Source organism: Pseudomonas sp. B3G-3, assembly GCF_028640915.1.
GTDB classification, from domain to species: Bacteria; Pseudomonadota; Gammaproteobacteria; order Pseudomonadales; family Pseudomonadaceae; genus Aquipseudomonas; species Aquipseudomonas chlororaphis_I.
This window is the reverse complement of the sequence record NZ_JAQZAB010000118.1, coordinates 143,292-164,644: the sequence shown is the minus strand read 5'-3', so window position 1 is coordinate 164,644 and position 21,353 is coordinate 143,292. Positions and strand designations below refer to the sequence as shown.

General features: G+C 65.1%; 20 protein-coding genes. 5 read left to right on the top strand and 15 right to left on the bottom strand.

Annotation, left to right across the window (positions count from 1 at the left end):
• Positions 1 to 440: 440 nt before the first annotated feature.
• Positions 441 to 794: a DUF6124 family protein gene (locus tag PVZ80_RS23200; protein ID WP_038581557.1), complete on the top strand. Its 354-nt coding sequence runs from the start codon at positions 441 to 443 to the stop codon at positions 792 to 794.
• Positions 795 to 1,141: 347 nt separating this feature from the next.
• Here PVZ80_RS23200 and PVZ80_RS23195 read toward each other — a convergent pair whose 3' ends face one another.
• Together PVZ80_RS23195 and PVZ80_RS23190 are read right to left on the bottom strand one after the other, a co-directional pair.
• Positions 1,142 to 1,447, bottom strand: a complete 306-nt coding sequence (locus PVZ80_RS23195) for a ribbon-helix-helix domain-containing protein (RefSeq protein ID WP_009042529.1) — start codon at positions 1,445 to 1,447, stop codon at positions 1,142 to 1,144.
• 76 nt (positions 1,448 to 1,523) lie between these two features.
• Positions 1,524 to 2,105, bottom strand: a complete 582-nt coding sequence (locus tag PVZ80_RS23190; protein ID WP_025806788.1) for a DJ-1/PfpI family protein — start codon at positions 2,103 to 2,105, stop codon at positions 1,524 to 1,526.
• 529 nt (positions 2,106 to 2,634) lie between these two features.
• Between PVZ80_RS23190 and PVZ80_RS23185 the strand changes: the two genes are divergently transcribed.
• Complete coding sequence (locus tag PVZ80_RS23185) at positions 2,635 to 3,528, top strand: DMT family transporter (RefSeq protein ID WP_101281927.1); 894 nt, start codon at positions 2,635 to 2,637, stop codon at positions 3,526 to 3,528.
• Positions 3,529 to 3,678: 150 nt separating this feature from the next.
• Here PVZ80_RS23185 and PVZ80_RS23180 read toward each other — a convergent pair whose 3' ends face one another.
• From PVZ80_RS23180 to PVZ80_RS23165, 4 genes are all read right to left on the bottom strand, one after another.
• Positions 3,679 to 4,896, bottom strand: a complete 1,218-nt coding sequence (locus tag PVZ80_RS23180) for a class I SAM-dependent methyltransferase (protein ID WP_041988785.1) — start codon at positions 4,894 to 4,896, stop codon at positions 3,679 to 3,681.
• Between the two features lie 238 nt (positions 4,897 to 5,134).
• Entirely contained in the window at positions 5,135 to 5,752 is a 618-nt protein-coding gene (locus PVZ80_RS23175; RefSeq protein WP_028681786.1) for a TPM domain-containing protein, read from the bottom strand.
• Between the two features lie 29 nt (positions 5,753 to 5,781).
• Complete coding sequence (locus PVZ80_RS23170; RefSeq protein WP_016702086.1) at positions 5,782 to 6,546, bottom strand: TPM domain-containing protein; 765 nt, start codon at positions 6,544 to 6,546, stop codon at positions 5,782 to 5,784.
• A gap of 73 nt (positions 6,547 to 6,619) precedes the next feature.
• Positions 6,620 to 7,228 carry a LemA family protein gene (locus tag PVZ80_RS23165; protein ID WP_124307818.1) on the bottom strand — a complete coding sequence of 203 codons (609 nt, stop codon included), beginning with the start codon at positions 7,226 to 7,228 and terminating at the stop codon, positions 6,620 to 6,622.
• A 253-nt stretch (positions 7,229 to 7,481) separates the two neighbouring features.
• Between PVZ80_RS23165 and bglX the strand changes: the two genes are divergently transcribed.
• Positions 7,482 to 9,803 (top strand): beta-glucosidase BglX, encoded by a 2,322-nt coding sequence (gene bglX / locus PVZ80_RS23160; protein WP_016702084.1) that lies wholly within the window; start codon positions 7,482 to 7,484, stop codon positions 9,801 to 9,803.
• Positions 9,804 to 10,043: 240 nt separating this feature from the next.
• Here the strand turns inward: bglX and PVZ80_RS23155 are convergent, their stop codons facing one another.
• The 9 genes from PVZ80_RS23155 to PVZ80_RS23115 all read right to left on the bottom strand — a co-directional run bounded on the left by PVZ80_RS23155 (position 10,044) and on the right by PVZ80_RS23115 (position 19,623).
• Positions 10,044 to 11,201 (bottom strand): phospholipase D-like domain-containing protein, encoded by a 1,158-nt coding sequence (locus PVZ80_RS23155; RefSeq protein ID WP_028681787.1) that lies wholly within the window; start codon positions 11,199 to 11,201, stop codon positions 10,044 to 10,046.
• Between the two features lies 1 nt (position 11,202).
• Positions 11,203 to 11,793, bottom strand: coding sequence for a YceI family protein (locus PVZ80_RS23150; protein ID WP_016702082.1), 591 nt, complete (start codon positions 11,791 to 11,793; stop codon positions 11,203 to 11,205).
• 224 nt (positions 11,794 to 12,017) lie between these two features.
• Positions 12,018 to 12,788: an IclR family transcriptional regulator gene (locus PVZ80_RS23145; protein ID WP_009047428.1), complete on the bottom strand. Its 771-nt coding sequence runs from the start codon at positions 12,786 to 12,788 to the stop codon at positions 12,018 to 12,020.
• Positions 12,789 to 12,874: 86 nt separating this feature from the next.
• Positions 12,875 to 14,332, bottom strand: a complete 1,458-nt coding sequence (locus PVZ80_RS23140) for an amidase (RefSeq protein WP_016702081.1) — start codon at positions 14,330 to 14,332, stop codon at positions 12,875 to 12,877.
• The gene (locus PVZ80_RS23135; protein ID WP_009047426.1) at positions 14,332 to 15,642 is read right to left on the bottom strand and encodes a citrate-proton symporter; all 1,311 of its coding nucleotides are present in this window, start codon (positions 15,640 to 15,642) and stop codon (positions 14,332 to 14,334) included. The genes PVZ80_RS23140 and PVZ80_RS23135 overlap by 1 nt, the downstream gene beginning before the upstream one ends.
• A gap of 108 nt (positions 15,643 to 15,750) precedes the next feature.
• Entirely contained in the window at positions 15,751 to 16,926 is a 1,176-nt protein-coding gene (locus tag PVZ80_RS23130) for a M20 aminoacylase family protein (protein ID WP_435307268.1), read from the bottom strand.
• Between the two features lie 213 nt (positions 16,927 to 17,139).
• On the bottom strand, positions 17,140 to 17,469 hold the full coding sequence (locus PVZ80_RS23125) for a hypothetical protein (RefSeq protein WP_053268391.1): 330 nt from the start codon (positions 17,467 to 17,469) through the stop codon (positions 17,140 to 17,142).
• Positions 17,466 to 18,563, bottom strand: a complete 1,098-nt coding sequence (locus PVZ80_RS23120) for a serine hydrolase domain-containing protein (protein WP_016702077.1) — start codon at positions 18,561 to 18,563, stop codon at positions 17,466 to 17,468. Before PVZ80_RS23120 ends, PVZ80_RS23125 begins: the two co-directional genes overlap by 4 nt.
• A gap of 169 nt (positions 18,564 to 18,732) precedes the next feature.
• A complete protein-coding gene (locus PVZ80_RS23115) occupies positions 18,733 to 19,623 on the bottom strand; it encodes an acyl-CoA dehydrogenase family protein (protein ID WP_009047422.1) in 891 nt (296 codons plus the stop codon).
• A gap of 140 nt (positions 19,624 to 19,763) precedes the next feature.
• Here PVZ80_RS23115 and olsB point away from each other — a divergent pair, with 140 nt between their 5' ends.
• Positions 19,764 to 20,519 (top strand): L-ornithine N(alpha)-acyltransferase, encoded by a 756-nt coding sequence (olsB, locus tag PVZ80_RS23110; RefSeq protein WP_009047421.1) that lies wholly within the window; start codon positions 19,764 to 19,766, stop codon positions 20,517 to 20,519.
• Positions 20,519 to 21,313: a lysophospholipid acyltransferase family protein gene (locus PVZ80_RS23105; RefSeq protein ID WP_009047420.1), complete on the top strand. Its 795-nt coding sequence runs from the start codon at positions 20,519 to 20,521 to the stop codon at positions 21,311 to 21,313. Before olsB ends, PVZ80_RS23105 begins: the two co-directional genes overlap by 1 nt.
• Positions 21,314 to 21,353 lie beyond the last annotated feature (40 nt).

Genomic DNA, 21,353 nt, shown 5'->3' with positions numbered 1-21,353 from the left:
TCTCACAGCCGCTGGAGGTCCTGCGACCAGCGTGGCCCGGACCATCGCAGCCTCGCAAGCTCGGCAGCGGCTACAGGTATTGGTCAGGGAGAGGTGCTGGGCAGAGAAGAAGTTTCGCTTTGTTTTGTAAGGTATTTCCTAGAAAATCCCCAACGCCTTTGAGCGTCTTGTCCCCCTCAAACCGATCAGGCAGTCTGCCTGGGTCGCTGCAAAATCAGCGGCCCGGATGTGGAAGTTCGGTTCTGGAGAGCGTGCAATTCGTCTCATACGAAAACATCAGTGACCTTCAGTCCTGGTGAGTTCGTTTTATGGCGGCTGTACGTGGGGCACCCTCGGGTGCGCCGGTTCTTCAGTCCGGTCTTCCACACCTGCGTACGGCTGCCACCTCTCATGTGGAAGTGAGACCCGGCGGTTCCTTGAACAACTGGAGAAATCACCTCATGAAAAAGCTCGTCCCCGATCCCCCCCTGCAATCCCCTCGTAAACTGCGCGACCCGGAACTGGATCGCGCCAACGCCAGCCTGATCGCCACCTTGCAAGCCACTCGCCACCGCCCCTTTGGCCTGCGCGATGGCCAGCACAACCCGCTGTTCGCCGTGCAGCCCGGCGTCAATGCCGAAGACGCGCTGATGCACGTTTCCCTGCTGCTCAAATGCGCCGAGGAGGTTTCCGATGAAATCACCGAACGCGCCAGCGGCGTCGAGCGCGGGCTGATCTGGTCCATGGTGCATTCGGTGGAAATGGCCCGGGCAGTGGTGGATGCCCTGCTCGATGGCACGCGCCCGACCTCATGACCTGAAACGAATCCTGTAGCCGCTGCCGAGCCCTGGCGAGGCTGCGATCGGGGCGCAGCCCCGTAAAACCTGGCGACGCGGTATGTCTGATGTATGGCGTCGCCTGGCTTGACGCCTGCTACGTCGGAGTGCCGCCCAAGTCGATCGTAGCCTCGCCAGGGCTCCGCAGCGGCTACAAGGTGCGGGGTTATTTGGTGGTGCTGCGGCGCTGGCTCAGTAAAACCTGGCGACGCGGTATGTTTGATGTATGGGGTTGCCTGGCTTGGCGCCTGCTACGCAGGCGATCGCAGCCTCGCCAAGGCTCGGCAGCGGCTACAAAGCTCGGCAGCGGCTACAGGGGTGCGGGGTTATTTGGTGGCGCTGCGCACTACGCTGAGTTCCGGCGTGGCGCTGCGGCGCTGGCTCAGGTAGCGGGTGCAACTGACCCGCAGGAAGGAGGCGAAATTCACCACCTCGCCGCGGTAATCCATCACTTCTTCGTAGAGCTTGGCGATCAACTGGTTGGTGGTCATGCCATCGACTTCGGCGATTTCGCTGAGGATGTCCCAGAACTGGTTCTCCAGGCGCAGGGTGGTGACCACCCCGCAGATGCGCAGCGAGCGCGAGCGGGACTCGTAGAGGATCGGGTCGGCTTTGACGTAGAGCTCACACATGCTGGGCACTCCTCGGTTGGAAGTAGGACGATGGCGCTGCTTCCTGACGGAAAAGCAGCGCCAGCGGGTCATCCGTTTACAGGGTGATTTTGGTGCCCAGCAGGCCGAGGAAACCGGCCAGCCAGCTGGGGTGCGCCGGCCAGGCCGGGGCTGTCGCCAGATTGCCTTGAACGTGGCTGTCCGTCACCGGGATATCGATATAGGTCCCACCGGCCAGGCGCACTTCCGGGGCGCAGGCCGGATAGGCGCTGCACTCGCGGCCTTCGAGAATACCCGCCGCGGCCAGCAGCTGGGCACCGTGGCAGACGGCGGCGATCGGCTTGCCAGCCTGGTCGAAGGCCTGCACCAGTTGCAGGACTTTTTCGTTCAGCCGCAGGTACTCCGGGGCGCGACCGCCGGGTATCAGCAGCGCGTCGTAATCGGCCGCCTCGACCTTGGCGAAGTCGAAGTTCAGGGCGAACTGATGGCCCGGTTTTTCGCTGTAGGTCTGGTCGCCTTCGAAGTCGTGGATCGCGGTACGCACGGTCTGCCCGGCCTTTTTGTCCGGGCACACCGCATGCACGGTGTGGCCGACCATCAGCAGCGCCTGGAACGGCACCATCACTTCGTAGTCCTCGACGTAATCGCCGACCAGCATGAGGATTTTTTTCGCGGCCATGGAGATGACTCCTCTTCAAGGGAAAACAGGAATGTTCAAGGTAGTCCTTATCCGCGAGGCCGGGTAATAACCCGGTACTACGCCCTCAACGCTTCTGTAGGAGCGAGGCTTGCCCGCGATAGAGGCAACGCGGATTGCCTGATACACCGCGTCATCGTTCATCGCGAGCAAGCTTCGCTCCTACAAAAAAGCGTGATCCATGGCCTGCAGGAACGAGGCTTTCCCACAATAAAAGCGACGCGGATTGCCTGATACACCGCGTTATCGTTCATCGCGAGCAAGCTTCGCTCCTGCAGAAGAGCATGCTCTCCGCTGCCCCGTAGGAACGAGGCTTGCCCGCGATAAAGGCGACGCGAATTGCCTGATACACCACGTTATCGTTCATCGCGGGCAATCGAGCGTCGACCGGCCGCTCCTACAGAAGCCGAACTGTATGGATAACTCTGCGTACAGCTGTAACAGGGTGCCGCGGTGGGTTTATGGCTAGATAAGCGCACCTGCCCTTCCCCAATAAAAAACGGTTGTCATCATGTCTTCCCGCGAAAACACCGGCATGGCCCTGGGCCTGCTCGGCGTGGTTATTTTCAGCCTGACCCTGCCCTTCACCCGCATCGTGGTGCAGGAACTTCACCCACTGCTCAACGGCCTGGGACGGGCGCTGTTCGCGGCGATCCCAGCGGCGCTGCTGTTGCTCTGGCGGCGGGAAAAATGGCCGACCTGGCACCAGATCAAAGGCCTGAGCCTGGTGATCGCCGGGGTGATCCTGGGGTTTCCGGTGCTGTCGGCCTGGGCCATGCAGACCCTGCCGGCGTCCCACGGCGCGCTGGTCAATGGCCTGCAACCCTTGTGCGTGGCGCTGTACGCGGCGTGGCTGTCCCATGAACGGCCGTCGAAAGCCTTCTGGGGCTGCGCCGCACTGGGCAGCGCATTGGTCCTGGGTTACGCGCTGATCAGCGGCGCCGGCAGTATCCAGGCCGGCGACTTGCTGATGCTCGGGGCGATTGCGGTCGGCGGGCTGGGTTATGCCGAAGGCGGCCGGCTGGCCAGGGAGATGGGCGGCTGGCAGGTGATCTGCTGGGCCCTGGTGCTGTCGACGCCGCTGTTGATCGGTCCGGTCTGGTACCTCGCGGCGCAGCATCAGGGCGCGGTTTCGGCAAAGACCTGGTGGGCCTTCGGCTACGTGGCGCTGTTCTCGCAGTTCATCGGCTTTTTTGCCTGGTACGCCGGGCTGGCCATGGGCGGTATCGCCCGGGTCAGCCAGATCCAGCTGCTGCAGATCTTCTTCACCATCGCCTTCTCGGCGCTGTTCTTCGGCGAACAGGTGGAACCGGTCACCTGGCTGTTCGCCGTGGGCGTGATCCTTACCGTGATGCTCGGGCGCAAGACTGCCGTGCAGCAAGCAACCCCAGCACGCGCCCTGTAGCCGCTGCCGCAGGTTCGAGCCGCGTTCGGACGATCGACGGCGTAGCCGGCGCAAAGGCGGTATCCCGGCCCTGTCAGATGTAGCGCGTCGCCTGGTTTGCGGCCCCTTCGGTGCCGATCGCAGCCTGCGGCAGCGGCTACAGGCGCGTGGTCAGCCCAGGTAGCCGTCGGCCCGCAGCAGGGTTTCCAGGCAGTGCTCGCTGATGTGGTAGAAGGCCTTGAGCTCGCCGATCTTCGCCAGCAGCTGGGTCGGGTCCTGGGGCTCGGCGCGTTTGACCGCGAGGATCATCTTGTTCTTGTTGGTGTGTTCCAGGGAGATGAACTCGAAGACCTTGGTCTCGTAGCCACAGGCTTCGAGGAACAGCGCGCGCAGGCTGTCGGTAACCATCTCCGCCTGCTGGCCCAGGTGCAGGCCGTATTGCAGCATCGGCTTGAGCAGCGCCGGGCTCTGCATCTGCGGGCGGATCTGCTTGTGGCAGCACGGCGAGCACATGATGATCGACGCGCCGGAACGAATGCCGGTGTGGATCGCGTAGTCGGTGGCGATATCGCAGGCATGCAGGGCGATCATCACGTCCAGCTCGCTCGGCGCCACGCTGCGCACGTCGCCGCATTTGAACTCCAGGCCCTGATGGTCCAGGCGCGCCGCCGCGGCGTTGCACAGGGTCACCATGTCTTCGCGCAGTTCGACACCGGTCACCTGCCCTTGCGCCTGCAAGGTGTTGCACAGGTAGTCGTGGATGGCGAAGGTCAGGTAGCCCTTGCCAGAGCCGAAGTCCGCCACCCGCACCAGCTGCTGCAGGTCGATCGGCGACGAACTCAGCGCATGGCTGAAGACCTCGATGAACTTGTTGATCTGCTTCCACTTGCGCGACATCGCCGGGATCAACTCGTGCTGCTTGTTGGTCACCCCCAGGTCGGTGAGGAACGGCCGGCTCAGCTCCAGGTAGCGGTTCTTCTCGCGGTTGTGCTCGGCGGACGGCACTTCGCGCTGCTGCTGGGCCTTGCCCTTGAACAGCGAGCTTTTGCCCTTCTTGCTGTATTCGAGCTGCACTTCATCGGTGAGCGACAGCAGGTGTGCGTTCTTGAACGACGCCGGCAGCAGCCCGGCGATCAGCGCCACGCCTTCGCCCAGGGGGAAGTTCTTGGTGATGTCGCGGGTCTTGTAGCGGTAGACGAAGGACAGGCACGGCTGCTCCTTGACCGTCAGCTGCTTGATGATCAGCCGCTGCAAATCCGCCTCGGCCCCCACATGCTTGGCCAGCACCAGTTTGATAAAGGCGTTCTGCGCCAGGCTGGTTTCCAGCAGCTCGAGAAACTGGGCGTGATGATCCGGCGCGAGGCTGGCGGGGGTTGCGGTTGCAGACATGGAAAAAGGCGCCTCGGGCGGTGCGGGTGTGAATCGGGGAATGGCGGGTATTTTAGGGGGGATGGCCCGCCGGGGCACGGAGTTATTTACCCGGCGGCGCAGAATTCCACGGGAGTGGGCTTCCTGTAGCCGCTGCCGAAGGCTGCGCAAGGTCCGCAGGACCTCCAGCGATCTTGCGGACGCCACGGCCTTCGGCCGATCGCAGCCTGCGGCAGCGGCTACAGGAACGGAGGGGAAATCAGGCCAGGACCACCAGGCGGTTGGGCAGTTCGTTGCGCACGTGGGTCACCGGCACATGCACCTTGAGCAGTTCGCCGCAGGCCTCGATGCAGGTGATGAAGCCTTGCAGGGTCTGCCCCTGCTTCACCTGCTGGGTGAAGGTCTGGACGATGGTGTCCCAGGTCTTGTCGTCGAGGCGCTTGGAAATGCCCTCGTCCACCAGGATCTCCACATAGCGCTCGGCTTCGCAGACGAAGATCAGCATCCCGGTGCTGCCGACAGTGTGGTGCAGGTTCTGTTCGAGAAACTGGCGGCGGGCCAGGTTCGAGGCGCGCCAGTGGCGTACCGAGCGCGGGATCAGGCGGGTGGTAATGCGTGGAATGCGAAACACCAGGCAGAGCACGATAAAGGTCGCCCACTGCACCAGCAGCAACAGGTGCATGCTCATCCAGCCGGTGGCGTAATGCACCACGCCCGGCACGATCAGCGCCAGCAGGCTGGCCCAGAGCAAGGGGATATAGGCGTAGTCGTCGGCGCGGGCGGCCAGCACGGTGACCAGTTCGGCATCGGTCTGCTGTTCGACCCGGGCGATCGCCTCGGCGACCTGCCGTTGTTCGTACTCACTCAGTAGTGCCATGTCTTCCCATACTCATCGATTATTTTTAGTCACCAGCCGCCTGACGATCCGCCGCCGCCAAAGCTACCACCGCCACCGCTGAAGCCCCCACCGCCTCCGCCGCCAAAGCCTCCGCCACCAAAACCGCCCCCGCCAAAACCGCCTGAACCGCCACGCCCGCCGCCACCGCTGGGCAGGATGCCAAGCAACTGGCAGACGAAGATCGTCACGATAAACAGCAGCACCAGGAACACCAGGGCGCCGGGATGCCGATCGAAAAACTCACCGCCGCGCTCGCCGCCACCGTCATAGGCGGTGCTCGGCTCGTCCAGCGGATTGCCGCCCAGCACCAGCAACATGGCCGACACGCCGTCGCTGATGCCCTTGCTGAAATTGCCGGCCTTGAAGGCCGGGGTGATCACCTGATGGATGATCACCGAGCTTTGCGCGTCGGTCAGGCGGTCTTCCAGGCCGTAACCGACTTCGATGCGCAGCTTGCGATCATCGCGGGCGACGATCAACAAGGCGCCGTTGTTCTTGTTCTTCTGGCCGATGCCCCAGTAGCGCCCCAGCTGATAGCCGAAGTCTTCGATGCTGGTGCCTTGCAGGTCCGGCAGGGTCACGACCACCACCTGCTCGCCGGTGGACTGCTCGTGGGACGCCAGCTCCTGGGTCAGTTGCTGGCGCACCGCCGGCTCGATCATCTGGGCGTTGTCCACCACCCGCCCGCTCAGCGCCGGGAACTTCAGCTCGGCCTGGGCCGTTATCGCAAACACCCAGAGCAACAGCACCAGGCCAACTCTCAACACGCGCATTGGAACCTCATCCGTGGTAACGCCGGGCCGGATCCCGCGGCCGCTCGGGCGATCCGCGGGCAGCCGCTGTTGATCAGAACTTCACTTCTGGCGCTTTGTCCGCGTCGGGGCTGGTGGCCTCGAAGGTCTCGCGCACCGGCAGGTCGCTGTACATCACGCTGTGCCACAGGCGGCCGGGGAAGGTGCGGATCTCGGTGTTGTACTTCTGCACCGCGAGGATGAAATCGCGACGGGCCACGGCGATACGGTTCTCGGTGCCTTCGAGCTGCGACTGCAGGGCCAGGAAGTTCTGGTTGGCCTTGAGGTCCGGATAACGCTCGGACACCACCATCAGGCGGCTCAAGGCACCGGTCAGCTGGTCCTGGGCCTGCTGGTACTGCTTGAGTCTTTCCGGGTTGTCCAGGGTGCTGGCATCGACCTGGATCGAGGTGGCCTTGGCCCGCGCCTCGATCACCGCGGTCAGGGTCTCCTGTTCGTGCCTGGCGTAGCCCTTGACCGTTTCCACCAGGTTGGGGATCAGGTCGGCGCGACGCTGGTACTGGTTCTGTACCTGGCCCCAGGCCGCCTTGGCCTGTTCGTCGAGGGTCGGGATGTTGTTGATCCCGCAGCCACTGAGCAGGCTGCTGAGCAGCAGCAATGCCATCATCGGCCAGCTTGAGCACAGGCTCTGTCGTACGTTCATGGTGGTGACGCTCCTTGCAACCTAGGGGATGGAACCTGTAACCCTTTGAATCGAGTGCATCGACATAATCTGCCGCCACCACTGGATTGCATCGGGCCAATCGGCTAAAAGATGCCCAGCGCGAAAAAGAGTTCAGAAGTGTGCTGCATTTATCCGAACAACAATAGTCGTTCCTTTATTAGCCGCTCTCCCAATTTTCGGCCGCTCGACGCGTACTGATCGCGTCTGTTTTAGGCCCTAGAGAACAATATTCATGAAGAAGCTGTGTTTGCTGGGCTTGCTGGTCAGCCTGGCCAGTCACCCTGCCCTGGCCGCCACCACGCCGGTAGCGGCCCAGGAAAAACCCTTTTCCGATGCGGTCCTGCAGAACAAGGACGCCTTCATCGACAACCTGCTCAAGCAGATGACCCTGGATGAAAAGATCGGCCAGTTGCGCCTGATCAGCATCGGCCCGGAAATGCCCCGCGAGATGATCCGCAAGGAAATCGCCGCCGGCCGCATCGGCGGCACCTTCAACTCCATCTCCCGCCCGGAAAACCGGCCGATGCAGGACGCGGCCATGCGCAGCCGGCTGAAGATCCCGATGTTCTTCGCCTATGACGTGATCCACGGCCACCGCACGATCTTCCCGATCCCCCTGGCCCTGGCGTCGAGCTGGGACATGGACGCCATCGGCCGCTCTGGGCGCATCGCCGCCCAGGAAGCCAGCGCCGACAGCCTGGACATCACCTTCGCGCCGATGGTCGACATCTCCCGCGACCCACGCTGGGGCCGCACCTCCGAAGGCTTCGGCGAAGACACCTACCTGGTCTCGCGCATCGCCAAGGTCATGGTCAAGGCCTACCAGGGCGACAGCCCGAAGAACGCCGACAGCATCATGGCCAGCGTCAAGCACTTCGCCCTGTACGGCGCGGTCGAAGGCGGTCGCGACTACAACGTCGTCGACATGAGCCCGGTGAAGATGTACCAGGACTACCTGCCGCCCTACCGCGCCGCGATCGACGCCGGTGCCGGCGGGGTGATGGTGGCGTTGAACTCGATCAACGGCGTGCCGGCCACCTCCAACACCTGGCTGATGAACGACCTGCTGCGCAAGGAGTGGGGCTTCAAGGGCCTGGCGGTGAGCGACCACGGCGCCATCGTCGAGCTGATGCGCCACGGTGTCGCCAAGGACGGCCGCGAAGCCGCCAAGCTGGCGATCAAGGCCGGCATCGACATGAGCATGAACGACTCGCTGTACGCCAAGGAACTGCCGGGGCTGATCAAGTCCGGCGAGGTCAGCCAGCGCGACCTGGACAACGCCGTGCGCGAAGTGCTGGCCGCCAAGTACGACATGGGCCTGTTCGCCAACCCCTACCTGCGCATCGGCAAGGCCGAGCAAGACCCGGCCGACACCAACGCCGAAAGCCGCCTGCACCGCAGCGACGCCCGCGATGTGGCGCGCCGCAGCCTGGTGCTGCTGAAGAACGCCAATGAAACCCTGCCGCTGAAAAAGGCCGGCAAGATCGCCCTGGTCGGCCCGCTGGCCAAGGCGCCGATCGACATGATGGGCAGTTGGGCCGCTGCCGGCGTGCCGGCGCAATCGGTCACCCTGTTCGACGGCATGAGCAACGCCCTGGGCGACAAGGCGCAACTGATCTACGCCCGTGGCTCGAACATCACCGCCGACAAGGCCGTGGTCGACTACCTGAACTTCCTCAACTTCGATGCCCCGGAAGTGGTGGACGATCCACGCCCGGCCCAGCAGTTGATCGACGAAGCGGTGAAGGCCGCGCAGCAGGCTGATGTGGTGGTGGCGGCGGTGGGCGAATCGCGGGGCATGTCCCACGAATCCTCGAGCCGTACCGACCTGCACATCCCGGCCAGCCAGCGCGAGCTGATCAAGGCCCTCAAGGCCACCGGCAAGCCGCTGGTGCTGGTGTTGATGAACGGCCGCCCGCTGGCGCTGCTCGACGAGAACCAACAGGCCGACGCGATCCTGGAAACCTGGTTCAGCGGCACCGAAGGCGGCAACGCCATCGCCGACGTGCTGTTCGGCGACTACAACCCGTCCGGCAAGCTGCCGATCACCTTCCCGCGTTCGGTGGGGCAGATCCCGACCTACTACAACCACCTGACCATCGGCCGGCCGTTCACCCCGGGCAAGCCGGGCAACTACACCTCGCAGTATTTCGACGACACTACAGGTCCCCTGTTTCCGTTCGGTTATGGCCTGAGCTACACCACGTTCAGCCTGTCGGACATGGCCCTGTCGTCGACCACCCTGAACAAGAGCGGCAAGCTCGACGCCAGCGTGACCCTGAAAAACACCGGCAAGCGCGACGGCGAAACCGTGGTGCAGCTGTATATCCAGGACGTCGCCGGCTCCATCATCCGCCCGATCAAGGAGCTGAAGGGCTTCCAGAAAGTGCAGCTCAAGGCCGGCGAACAGAAGGTGATCCACTTCAGCATCAGCGAAGACGACCTGAAGTTCTACAACGCCCAGCTCAAGTACGCCGCGGAACCGGGCGAGTTCAAGGTCGAGATCGGCCTGGACTCCCGAGACGTCAAGCAACAGAGCTTCGAACTGCTGTAACCCTCCCCCCGGCCTCGCTCCTATGTAGGAGCGAGGCTTGCCCGCGATAGCGATTCTCCTGACACACCGCGTTGCCCGTATCGCCAGCAAGCTTGGCTCCTACAGAAGCACAAGCCGCGCCAGGTCGGTGTAGGAGCGAGGCTTGCCCGCGATAGCGATTTCCCTGACACGCCGCGTTGCCCGCATCGCCAGCAAGCTTGGCTCCTACAGAAGCAGAAGCCGTACCAGGCCAGGGCGGGGTCAGTCGCGGCGATTGAGCAGGTTCACCACCAGCCGGTCCACCCAGCCCCAGATCCGCTGCTTGATCCGCCGCCACAGCGGGCGGTTTTTCCAGGCTTCGAGGCTGACTTCCTGGCTCTGGTCGAAGTCGGCGAGGAAGCTTGCAAGCACCGCATCGGTCAGTGGCATGTCGAGGGCTTCGAGGTTGGCCTCGAGGTTGAAACGCAGGTTCCAGTGATCGAAGTTGCACGAGCCGATGCTCACCCAATCGTCGATCAGCACCATCTTCAGGTGCAGGAAACGTGGCTGGTATTCGAAGATTTTCACCCCGGCCCGCAGCAGGCGCGGGTAATAACGATGCCCGGCATAACGCACCGACGGGTGATCGGTGCGCGGCCCGGTCAGCAGCAGGCGCACGTCCACCCCGCGTCCGGCCGCGCGGCGCAGGGAGCGGCGAACCTTCCAGGTCGGCAGGAAATACGGGGTCGCCAGCCAGATCCGCCGGTGCCCGCTGTTCAGCGCGCGCACCAGCGATTGCAGAATGTCCCGGTGTTGCCGGGCGTCGGCATAGGCCACCCGGCCCATGCCCTCGCCCTGGGCCGGCACGCGCGGCAGGCGTGGCAGACCGAAGTTCGACGCCGGCTTCCAGGCGGTGCGATAGCGGTTGGCGATCCACTGCCGGTCGAACAGCATCTGCCAGTCGAGCACCAGCGGGCCGCTGATTTCCACCATGACTTCATGCCAGTCGCAGCTGTCCTGCAGCGGGTTCCAGAATTCATCGGTCACGCCGGTGCCGCCGACCACCGCCAGCTCCTGATCCACCAGCAGCAACTTGCGGTGGTCGCGATACAGGTTGCGCACCCCGCGGCGCCAGCTCAGGCGATTGTAGAAACGCAACTCGACCCCGGCGCCGGTCAAGCGCTGGCGCAGGCCCATGGTGAAGGCCAGGCTGCCGTAGTCATCGAACAGGCAACGCACCCGCACCCCGCGCTCGGCGGCCTGGGTCAGGGCCTGGACCATGGCCTCGGCGCAGGCGCCCGCCTCCACCAGGTACAGCTCCAGTTCCACCTGCTCACGGGCCCGGGCGATCGCCACCAGCATCCGCGGGAAAAAACTCGGACCGTCGATCAGCAGCTCGAAACGATTGCCTTCACGCCAGGGAAAGACCGCGCCCGCCATATCAACGCGCCGTGAAGATCAGCACCGCACCCACCGGCACCGACAGGCTGATCGCCGACAGGCCGGCCGCCTTGCGCAGGGTTTCGAGCCCCGGCACCAGGTCGAAATCGGCAGCGTTGAGCACCAGCGGCTCCAGGGTCACCACCTGGAAGCGTCGATCGTCCAGGCGCGTGGCCAGCAGTTCGGCGGTGTATTCGTGCTGTTTGCCGTGCAGGGTGACATTGACCGGCAGGCGCAGTTCGATCTGCGCGCCGGGCGCCAGGTCGTTGATCGGCCGCAGGTTGATTTGCGCGTTGATCAGGGCATCCGGATGCCGCTCGATCTCGAACAGCTCCTTGCGCATGCGCTCGTCGCGCAGCGGAATCCCGCTGTTGATCGAGTCCAGCTCGACTTCCAACTGCGCCATGCCCTTGGCGTCGACCTTGCCGTGCAGGACCAGGAAACGATGGACTTCGGAAACATTGGCATTTTTGGTGGTGACGAAAGACAGGCGCGAGGACTCGTTGTCCAGGTACCAGTTGGCCTGGGCCGGCCAGGCCGCGCAGGCCAACAGCAAAGCGGCCAGGGCCTTGGGGAAAGAGGCGTTGAACATGGAAGACTCATGGGGTCGAGAAATCTGAGCCGAACCTTAACCGGCCCGCGTGCGCTTGCAAACAGCGACAGGGCCGTGAACGGCGAATACTCGGAGTGCATAAAGACGAAAAAGATCCCCGGTCCCCTGTAGCCGCTGCCGTAGGCCACGATGGCCTTGCAGCGGCCCCGAACAGGGCAGCCGGTGGTCCGGATACGCCGCAATGCCAGGCCGAGCGGCTGAGTCTAGATCAAGCTGCGCTCGACATCGTGGACAGTCGCCTCGAGGCTCGCCAGGTGCAAACTCAGCACCCGCTCCACCGGCGCCTGGTCCATCGGCCAGTGCAGGGCCATGCTGCCCACCAGCCGGCCCTGGTCACGAATCGGCAAGGCCACGGCGCGGATCAGGAACGGCAGCCGCACCGGGTACTCCCAATAACCCTCGGTGCGCTGGCCGAAACCCTGATGCTGGGATTGTTCGCAGGCGCGGTACTGGTCCTCCTGGGGCACCCGCTCGCGGACGGCCAGGCGCTGGACTTGCTCGTGATCCAGTTCGGCCAGGCAGGCCTTGCCCATCGCCGAATGGAACAGGCTCGAATAGTGGCCGACGATCTGGCAGTTATGCGGGTAACGCTTGCGCAGCACTGCCGGGATCGAACTTTCCATGACCTCCAGGCGCTCGCCGTCGAAACACGACAGGTCGACCACCAGCCCGGTGCGCTCGCTCAACGCCTGCAACCAGGGCGCGGCACGCTCCACCAACTGCCGCTTGAAGCGTTGCTGCTGGTCGCCGAACAGCCGCCTGGCGCACAGCCGATAGCGCCGGTCGCTCAGGCCGCGATAGATCCAGCCCTGCTCCTGCAACGTCAGGAGCATGCGCGATACCGTGGCCTTGGGCAGCGCCGTCAGGTAGTGCAGTTCCTCCAGGCCCAGGGCCTGGTGCTGGCCCAGCAGCTCGACGATCGCCAAGGCCCGTTCGACCGAACGCACACTGCCGGTTTCTACCTTGCTGGCCATATGCCGACCTCCCTGATAAGCGGATGGATGAGCGTTTTACGCAGCAAGATGCGGGCCCGATAAACCCGCACACCCCGGTTCGAGGGTTACAACGGATGACCAGGCGGCCGGCGCCTGACCCACTGCGTCAGTTGTTCGTGGGCATGACCGAGCTGCAACACCGCCCGGTCGGCCTGGGCCGGGCCGATGATCTGCATGCCCATGGGCAAGCCCGCCGGATTGAAGCCGACCGGCACGCTGAGGCTCGGCAGGCCGGCCAGGGTCGGACCGATCACCACTTCCATCCAACGATGGTAGGTGTCCATCTCCCGCCCTCCGACAAAGCGTGGCCATGGCACCCCTGCATCGAAAGGGAACACCTGGGCGCTGGGCAGCAGCAGGAAATCGTAACGTTCGAACAGGCGCTCCAGGGCCCGGTACCAATCGCTGCGAACCTGCGAGGCGCGGTAGACCTCCGCCGCGCTCAGGCCCAGCCCGCCCTCGACTTCCCACTGCGCCTCGGGCTTGAGCAGGTGGCGCTTCTGCGGGTCGGCATACAGCGGCCCCAGGTTGCCCTGGACCAGCCAATGCCGATGCACCAGCCAGCACTGCCACAGCGCCGCCATGGAAAACGCCGGCTGGCAGGCTTCGACCTCGCAGCCCAGTTGGCGAAAGTCCCCCAGCGCCGCTTCGCACAGCGCCAGCACGCCGTCGTCCATGGCCAGGTAGCCGTCGAAGTCCCCCAGCCAGCCCAGGCGCGCGCCGCGAAAATCCCGTTGCAAGGGCTCGTTGAAGATCGCCGGGTCGTCCTTGAGCGACAAGGGCACCCGCGGGTCGTACCCGGCCTGGGTGCCCAGCAAGCGCGCGATATCGGCCACGCTGCGGCCCATCGGCCCCTCGGTGGCCAGTTGCTGGACGAACAGCTCCGGTGCCGGGCCGTGAGGCACCCGGCCCTGGGACGGGCGCAGGCCAAAGACATTGTTGAAGGCCGCCGGGTTGCGCAACGAGCCCATCATGTCGCTGCCATCGGCCACCGGCAGCATGCGCAGCGCCAGGGCCACCGCAGCCCCGCCACTGCTGCCGCCGGCATTCAGCCTCGGGTCGTAGGCGTTGCCGGTGGTGCCGAACACCTTGTTGTAGGTTTGCGAGCCCAGGCCGAACTCCGGCACGTTGCTCTTGCCGACGATGATCGCCCCGCTGGCCCGGACCCGCGCCACGCAGATGGCGTCGTGGGCCGGTATCTGTTCGGCGAACAGCGGCGAGCCCAGGGTGGTGCGCAGCCCGGCGGTGGCCGCCAGGTCCTTGATCGCCTGGGGCATGCCGTGCATCCAGCCCATGGACTGGCCCCGGTCCAGCTGGCGGTCGCGCTCCTCGGCCTCGGCCAGCAACACCTGGCGCTCGCGCAGGGACACCAGGGCATTGACCCGGGGGTTGCAGCGCTCGATCCGGTCCAGGTAGGCCAACATCACTTCGCGACAGGAAAACCTGCGGGCGTGGATCGCCCGGGACAGTTCGACGGCGCCCAGCTCAACGATGGGCCCAAAGTCTTGTGCTGCGATATCCATCAAGGTTTCACCCCGAAATTCAGTGCGCTCGGTTTCTTCTCTTTGGGTGCCTCATGCAGGCAATAAGTGCCCAGCAGCGTCAACACGCAGGCAAACAATACATAAAACGCCGGGGCCACCGGGGTGCCCAGCACCTTGCTGAGCCAGGTCACGATCAGCGGGGCAAAGCCGCCGAAGACCATGACCGCCACGTTGTAGGCCACCGACACCCCGGTGGAACGCACCTGCACCGGGAACTGTTCGGCCAGCGCGGTCGGCGCCGGGCCGAAGAAGCCGCCGATGGCGCTGCACAGCAGCACCTGCATCACCAGCAGCCGCTCGATCGACGGCGCCGCGGCCACCCAGACGTACAGCGGGTAGACCATGACAAAAAACGCCAGGGTAAAGGCCAGCAACACCGGGCGCCGCCCCAGCCGGTCCGACAGGGCGCCGGACAATGGAATCACCACCGTCATCAGCGCCACCGCGAACATCTGCACCAGCAACACCTGGTCCAGCGGCAAGCCGAGGTTCTTGTGGGCGAAGGTCGGCATGTTCACCAGCACCACGTAGAACGACACCGTCGCGCCACAGGCCAGGCCCATGGACACCAGGATGCTGCGCCGGTGCTCACGTATGACCTGCATCAGGCCCGGGCCGTTGCCGCGCACCTGCTTGCGGGCCTCGACGAAGGCTTCCGGCTCTTCCATGTACTTGCGGATCCACAGGCCCACCGGACCGATCAGCAGGCCAATCACGAACGGCAGGCGCCAGCCCCACAGATCGAGGTCCTCGGGCGAAAACAGATGGGTGACCAGCGCCACCATCGCCGCCCCGGAGAACACCGCCAGGCATTGCCCGACCAGTTGCCAGGAGCCGTACAGGCCCTTGCGATGGGCCGGCGCGCTTTCCACCAGGAAAGCCGTGGCGCTGGCGTATTCGCCGCCGGTGGCGAAACCCTGCAGCATCCGCGCGACCACAATCATCAGCGGCGCGCCCATGCCAATGGCCGCGTAGTTGGGGGCAAAGGCGATCAGGGCGATGGACACTGTCATCAGGCGGATGATCAGCTGCATGGCAGCCTTGCGGCCTTTGCGGTCCGAATACATGCCCAGCAGGACGCCGCCCACCGGCCGCATGAAGAAGCCCACGCCGAAGGTGGCCAGGGCCATCAGCAGCGAGGCGTACTCGTCGTCGGAGGGAAAAAACTGCCGGGCGATGATGCTGGCCAGAAAGCCGTAGACGATGAAGTCGTACCACTCCAAGGCGTTGCCGATCACCGCGGCGACCACTTGCCGGGTACGCGAAACACTGGATCTCGAGGCGTGCATGAGCGCTGTCCTTCTATTCTTGTCGGGCCTCTCGGGTAACGAGTCGGGCCCTTATGGGAAGTGCCGGGCGCCACGGCGCCCGATTCAGCGGCAGAAGAAAGGGAAAACTCAGGCCGGCTCGAGCCAGCTCTCGGCCAGCGCGGCCCAATAGGCGGCGCCGGTCAGCAGGATGTCGTCGTTGAAGTCGTAGCCGGGGTTGTGGACCATCGGCCGGGACAGGCCGTTGCCGATGAACAGGTAGCTGCCGGGGCAGCGTTGCAGCATCCAGGCGAAGTCTTCGCTGCCCATCAGCTTGCGCGTGTTGCCGTCGACCGCCTGCTCGCCCAGCAGCGCCACCCCCACCTGGCGGGCGAATTCGGTCTGCTCCGGGCTGTTGACCAGCACCGGATAGGCCGGGCGGTGTTCGATGCTGGCCGAGCAGCCAAAGCTCTGGGCCTGGGTGTGGATGATCGCCTTGACCCGTTCGAGCATCTGCTCGCGCACCGGCGCGTTCAGCGCCCGCAGGCTCAGGCGCAGCAACGCCTGTTGCGGAATGACGTTGGCCGCCTCGCCGGCCTGCAGCGCACCGACCGTCACCACTGCCGCCTCCTGGGCATCGATGTTGCGCGCCACCACGGTTTGCAAGGCCATCACCACACTGGCCGCGGCCACCAGCGGATCGACCGTCAGGTGCGGCATCGAACCGTGCCCGCCCACGCCTTCCAGGGTCACGGTGAGCAGGTCCTGGGAGGCCATCATCGGCCCTTCGCGAAAGCCCAGGTAACCGGCCGGCAGCCCCGGCATGTTGTGCATGCCGAACAGCGCATCGCAGGGAAAACGCTCCAGCAGGCCGTCGGCGAGCATCGCTTCGGCGCCGCCCTGGCCTTCTTCGGCCGGCTGGAAAATCAGGGTCAGGGTGCCGTCGAACTGGCGCGTGGCCGCCAGGTAGCGCGCCGCGCCGAGGAGCATGGCGGTGTGGCCGTCGTGCCCGCAGGCATGCATGCACCCGCTGTGGCGGCTACTGTAGGCCACGCCGCTGTTCTCGATGATCGGCAAGGCGTCCATATCGGCGCGCAGGCCCAGCCGGCGCGGGCTGCTGCCATTGCGCAGCACACCGACCACACCGGTCTTGCCGATACCGCTATGCACTTGGTAGCCCCATTCCTCCAGGGAACGGGCAACCAGCGCCGCGGTGCGGTTCTCCTCGAAGCCGAGTTCGGGGTGGGCGTGGATATCCTGGCGCACGGCGCGCAGGTCGCTGGCGACGTCGTCGAGCCAGGCAAAGATATGCGGGAAACGGGTCATGACGTATCTCCTTGGCCGGGTGTAATCCCGTTCTTTTTTTCGGAGCGTCTCACGGTGCAGCAAGGCGTGATCGCGGCGTGCCCTCAGATAACCGCGAGCCGTCGCCTGCGACAATCAAATGTGGTTCCACAGGGTGGAACCTTGTGCGGGGAGCCAATCAGCACAGGGGCTGGCAGCCCCGGGAAAGGATTACCGATCGTTGCGTGGCGCCGTTCAGGGCTCCAGTCGACAGCCCTGGCGCTCGCTCAGCCAGACAGCGCTGTGGCTGCGTCCCAGGCCGCTGGCGCTCACCCGCTTGTGCTCGGCATCGTCGTGCAGACTTTTGAGCGGCAGGTACTGCTGCACATAACCTTCGCAATACTCGGCAGCGTTATGCATCACGTAGCGGCAGGAGCAGTACTCCTTGGCGCTGTAGGCACTGAGGATGTCCGGGAAGGCCCGCAGCGCGACCCGCTCGTGCCAGCCCCAGCCGAACAAGGCCAGCAGCGCCAGCAACAGCAGGCTGGCGAAGGGATGGCGCACAACCCACGGACGCCGGCTCATGGCTGCACCTGCCGGGCGAAAGCCGCCTGGGCCAGTTTGAGCAGCTCGTTGTGGCTATAGCTGCCGTCGCGGTCGTCGGCATAACGCACAATCACCAACCCGGCGCTGGGGATCACGTACAACGCCTGCCCCCAATGGCCCAGCGCCGCGAAGGTATCAGCCGGCGCGTCTGGCCAGGGCGATGGGGCGCCGCCGACGGCGCGATTGAGCCACCAGTGGCCACCGGGCACCAGCTCGTCCTGGTTCGCCTGATAACCGGCGAACGGCGTGCGACTGAATTCGACCCAGTCCCTGGGCAACAACTGGCGCTCGCCCCAACGTCCGTCGCGCAGCATCAACAGGCCGACCCGCGCCAGATCGCGGGCAGTGAGGTAGGCATAGGAGGAACCGACAAAGGTGCCGGTGGCGTCGCTTTCCCACACGGCGTGGGTAATGCCCAGGGGCTCGAACAGCGCCTGCCAGGGATAGTCGGCATAACGCTGGGCTCCCAGCATGCCTTTCAGGGCCGCCGACAGCAGGTTGCTGTCGCCGCTGGAATAACGAAACACCTGCCCCGGCGGGCTGAAGGCCGGGTGCTCGGCGGTAAAGGTCGCCATATCGCCGTGGCCGCGGGTGTAGAGCATGGCCACCACCGAGGACTTGAGTGGCGCGTACTCGTAATCCTCCTGCCAATCCAGGCCCGAGGCCCAGTGCAGCAGGTCGGCCAGGCTGATGTCCGGATGCTGGCGCAACGCCGGAAGGAAGCGGACGGCCTTGTCCTGCAACTGGAAACGCCCTTCGCCATAGGCCACGCCCAGCACCGCGGCCAACAGGCTTTTGCTGATGGACCAGGTCAGGTGCGGGGTGTCGGCACTGGTCGGGCCGGCGTAACGCTCATAGATCAACTGGCCATCGCGGATCACCAGCAAGGCATCGCTGCGGATGCCCAGGCGGGTCGCCTCGTTGCGGGGTGCGAAGGCGTAGGCCTCCAGCGCCTCGAGGGCCGGGCCGCTGGCTGCGGGGCCCGTGCTCCATTGCGCGCCGGGCCAGTTTTCGGCCCAGGCCGGTGGGAGCATGAATAGCAGCGCGAGCAGCAGGGTCGAGCCTTTGAGCATGGCGGGAACTCGGGCAAGGGAACCCGCTGAGGGTAGACCAGGGAGATGACAGTTTTTTGCCACCCGCGGCCCTTCGGGCCTATCGCGAGCAAGCTCGCTCCTACATGAGCAGCGTCGCTTTTCTGTAGGAGCGAGCTTGCTCGCGATGGGCCGCGCAGCGGCCCCTCCTTTATAAGGCCAGCGCCTTGGCCAGGCGTTTGCTCCGCGCCCCCGCCGCCAGGTCCAGCACCGCCCGATCGCGCTTCCACAATTCAGCCCACTCCGGCGGGCCATCGGCAAAGGCTTGCTCAAGGGCCGGCTTGAGCCCGTCGAACTGGGCGAACAGCCCACCCAGCAACACATGCCCACTGCCCAGCGACGGGTTCTGCCGGCTGACTTCCGCGCAACCGGCGAGCAAGGCCAGCAATTGCAGGAGCAGGGTCTGCGGCCAGTCGTTGTCCTGGCCGACGCCATACAGCCAGGCCGTCATGGCGCTGAGCACATAGATGTCTTCCAGGGTGCGGAAGGGTTTGACGTAGGCATCCCAGCCGTCGCCCGCCAGCAGTTCGCACAGGGCGTTATCCAGTTGCAGGCGGCCGTGGCTGATGTCCGGCATCAGCGGGATCGCCGGCAGCTTGTCGACCTTGACCCCAGGCTCGCCAGCGTAGACCACCGCCAGGCTCAGGCGCGGCGACTCACCTTGGGCCTCGCAGCGGGCGGCGATCAGCAGCCAGTCGGCGGCATCGCCCGCGGTGACGAAGTCCTTGCGCCCGCTCAGGTGCAGGTCCCGCAGCCGAGTCTGCATGTCAGCCGGGCGCAGGCTGCGCTGCTCGGTGGCACACAGTGCGCCCAGGCTCAGCGGCGCGCTGGGCCAGAGCATGCGCAACGCCGCCTGGTAGCCCACCAGGAAGGCCAGCCCCGGAGTGGCCATCAGCCGTCCGCCGCGCACCGCCAGCTCGAAGGGCGTCACCGGTCCCGACGCCTGTAACAACAGCTCCTGTAACAACGCGGCATAACCTTCGGCCAGGTCCGGGTGGGCGGGCAGTCGGCGACGGCTGTGCAGCAGGGCTTGCCAGGGCATAAGCGGGTCCTCAGGGGCTGTCATATAAGCATCACCAAAGCTTCATGGCGATGACACCGGGGCTACATAGCCTGACTTTGCACAACAAAGTCGATCGGCTGCAACCCAAGGCGGGTCAGTGGCCCGCACGGAGATTCACAATGACTCAGATCGCCCGCATCAGCGACACCGGCAATGAACGCCGCCTGCAAGCCGAGCGCCTGGTTGGCGCCGCGGCCCTGCAAGAAGCCCAGGCCCTGCGCTTCAACGTCTTCAGCGGCGAGTTCAACGCCAAACTGAAAGGCGCGGAGCTGGGTCTGGACATGGATGACTATGATGTCCACTGCAGCCACATCGGCGTGCGTGACTTGAGCAGCGGCCGCCTGGTCGCCACCACCCGCCTGCTCGACCACCAGGCCGCCAGCAGCCTGGGGCGTTTCTACAGCGAAGAAGAATTCAGCCTGCACGGCCTGGTCCAGCTCAAGGGCCCGATCCTGGAGATCGGCCGCACCTGCGTCGACCCGGCCTACCGCAACGGCGGCACCATCGCCGTGCTCTGGGGCGAGCTGGCCGAAGTGCTCAACCAGGGCGGCTACAGCTACCTGATGGGTTGCGCCAGCATCCCGATGCAGGACGGCGGCGTGCAGGCCCACGCGATCATGCAGCGCCTGCGCGAACGCTACCTGTGCACCGAACACCTGCGCGCCGAACCGAAGAACCCGCTGCCGAACCTCGACCTTCCGTCCAACGTCATCGCCGAGATGCCGCCGCTGCTCAAGGCCTACATGCGCCTGGGCGCGAAGATCTGCGGCGAGCCGTGCTGGGACCAGGACTTCCAGGTGGCCGACGTGTTCATCCTGCTCAAGCGCGACGAGCTGTGCCCGCGCTACGCCCGCCACTTCAAGGCGGCCGTGTGATGCGCCGGCTACGGGTCTACGGGCGCATCGCCCGCGTGCTGCTGGTGGTGGCGCTGGGCCTGAGCATGGCCTGCGTGTTCGGCGTGTTCGAGCGCCTGGGCATCGCCAATTCCATGGTCCGCCGCCAGCGCTGGTCGCGCTTTTTCATGGCGCGCCTGAGCAATGCCTTGCCCTTCGGCGTGACGGTGCACGGCGAGTTGCCCAAGCAGCCGATGCTCTGGGTCAGCAATCACGTGTCCTGGACCGACATCCCGTTGCTCGGCGCGCTGACGCCGCTGTCGTTCCTGTCCAAGGCCGAAGTGCGCACCTGGCCGGTCGCCGGCTGGCTGGCCGCCAAGGCTGGCAGCCTGTTTATCCGCCGCGGCTCGGGCGACAGCCAGTTGATCCGCAAGCAGATGACCCGCCATTTGCAGCAGACCCACCCGCTGCTGATGTTCCCCGAAGGCACTACCACCGACGGCCGCAGCCTGCGCACCTTCCACGGGCGCCTGCTGGCCAGTGCCATCGAGGCCGATGTGGCCTTGCAGCCGGTGGCCATTCGTTACCTGCGCGATGGCGATATCGATCCGCTGGCGCCCTTCGTCGGCGATGATGATTTGCTGTCGCACCTGATGCGCCTGTTCGCCAACGATCAGGGTCGGGTGGAAATCCATCTGCTCAAGCCGATTGCCTGCCAGGGCCAGGAGCGCGCCGCGTTGGCGTTCCAGGCGCAACAGGCGGTGCAGAAGGTCCTGTTTGGCGATATCGCCCAGCCAGCCGAACCACGGCGTGCCGGCGAACTGATCGCTGCCTGAACCCAGTACCTGTAGGAGCGAGCTTGCTCGCGAAAAAACC

Bases quoted from the DNA above. Each gene is read 5' to 3' on its own strand.
- PVZ80_RS23180 (WP_041988785.1), bottom strand. From the start codon at position 4,896: ATGTCTGCAACCGCAACCCCCGCCAGCCTCGCGCCGGATCATCACGCC.
- PVZ80_RS23145 (WP_009047428.1), bottom strand. From the start codon at position 12,788: ATGGCCAGCAAGGTAGAAACCGGCAGTGTGCGTTCGGTCGAACGGGCC.
- PVZ80_RS23120 (WP_016702077.1), bottom strand. From the start codon at position 18,563: ATGCTCAAAGGCTCGACCCTGCTGCTCGCGCTGCTATTCATGCTCCCA.
- olsB (WP_009047421.1), top strand. From the start codon at position 19,764: ATGACTCAGATCGCCCGCATCAGCGACACCGGCAATGAACGCCGCCTG.
- PVZ80_RS23125 (WP_053268391.1), bottom strand. From the start codon at position 17,469: ATGAGCCGGCGTCCGTGGGTTGTGCGCCATCCCTTCGCCAGCCTGCTG.
- PVZ80_RS23135 (WP_009047426.1), bottom strand. From the start codon at position 15,642: ATGCACGCCTCGAGATCCAGTGTTTCGCGTACCCGGCAAGTGGTCGCC.
- PVZ80_RS23150 (WP_016702082.1), bottom strand. From the start codon at position 11,793: ATGTTCAACGCCTCTTTCCCCAAGGCCCTGGCCGCTTTGCTGTTGGCC.
- PVZ80_RS23115 (WP_009047422.1), bottom strand. From the start codon at position 19,623: ATGCCCTGGCAAGCCCTGCTGCACAGCCGTCGCCGACTGCCCGCCCAC.
- PVZ80_RS23175 (WP_028681786.1), bottom strand. From the start codon at position 5,752: ATGGCACTACTGAGTGAGTACGAACAACGGCAGGTCGCCGAGGCGATC.
- PVZ80_RS23185 (WP_101281927.1), top strand. From the start codon at position 2,635: ATGTCTTCCCGCGAAAACACCGGCATGGCCCTGGGCCTGCTCGGCGTG.
- PVZ80_RS23170 (WP_016702086.1), bottom strand. From the start codon at position 6,546: ATGCGCGTGTTGAGAGTTGGCCTGGTGCTGTTGCTCTGGGTGTTTGCG.
- bglX (WP_016702084.1), top strand. From the start codon at position 7,482: ATGAAGAAGCTGTGTTTGCTGGGCTTGCTGGTCAGCCTGGCCAGTCAC.
- PVZ80_RS23155 (WP_028681787.1), bottom strand. From the start codon at position 11,201: ATGGCGGGCGCGGTCTTTCCCTGGCGTGAAGGCAATCGTTTCGAGCTG.
- PVZ80_RS23140 (WP_016702081.1), bottom strand. From the start codon at position 14,332: ATGGATATCGCAGCACAAGACTTTGGGCCCATCGTTGAGCTGGGCGCC.
- PVZ80_RS23105 (WP_009047420.1), top strand. From the start codon at position 20,519: ATGCGCCGGCTACGGGTCTACGGGCGCATCGCCCGCGTGCTGCTGGTG.
- PVZ80_RS23130 (WP_435307268.1), bottom strand. From the start codon at position 16,926: ATGACCCGTTTCCCGCATATCTTTGCCTGGCTCGACGACGTCGCCAGC.
- PVZ80_RS23165 (WP_124307818.1), bottom strand. From the start codon at position 7,228: ATGAACGTACGACAGAGCCTGTGCTCAAGCTGGCCGATGATGGCATTG.
- PVZ80_RS23195 (WP_009042529.1), bottom strand. From the start codon at position 1,447: ATGTGTGAGCTCTACGTCAAAGCCGACCCGATCCTCTACGAGTCCCGC.
- PVZ80_RS23200 (WP_038581557.1), top strand. From the start codon at position 441: ATGAAAAAGCTCGTCCCCGATCCCCCCCTGCAATCCCCTCGTAAACTG.
- PVZ80_RS23190 (WP_025806788.1), bottom strand. From the start codon at position 2,105: ATGGCCGCGAAAAAAATCCTCATGCTGGTCGGCGATTACGTCGAGGAC.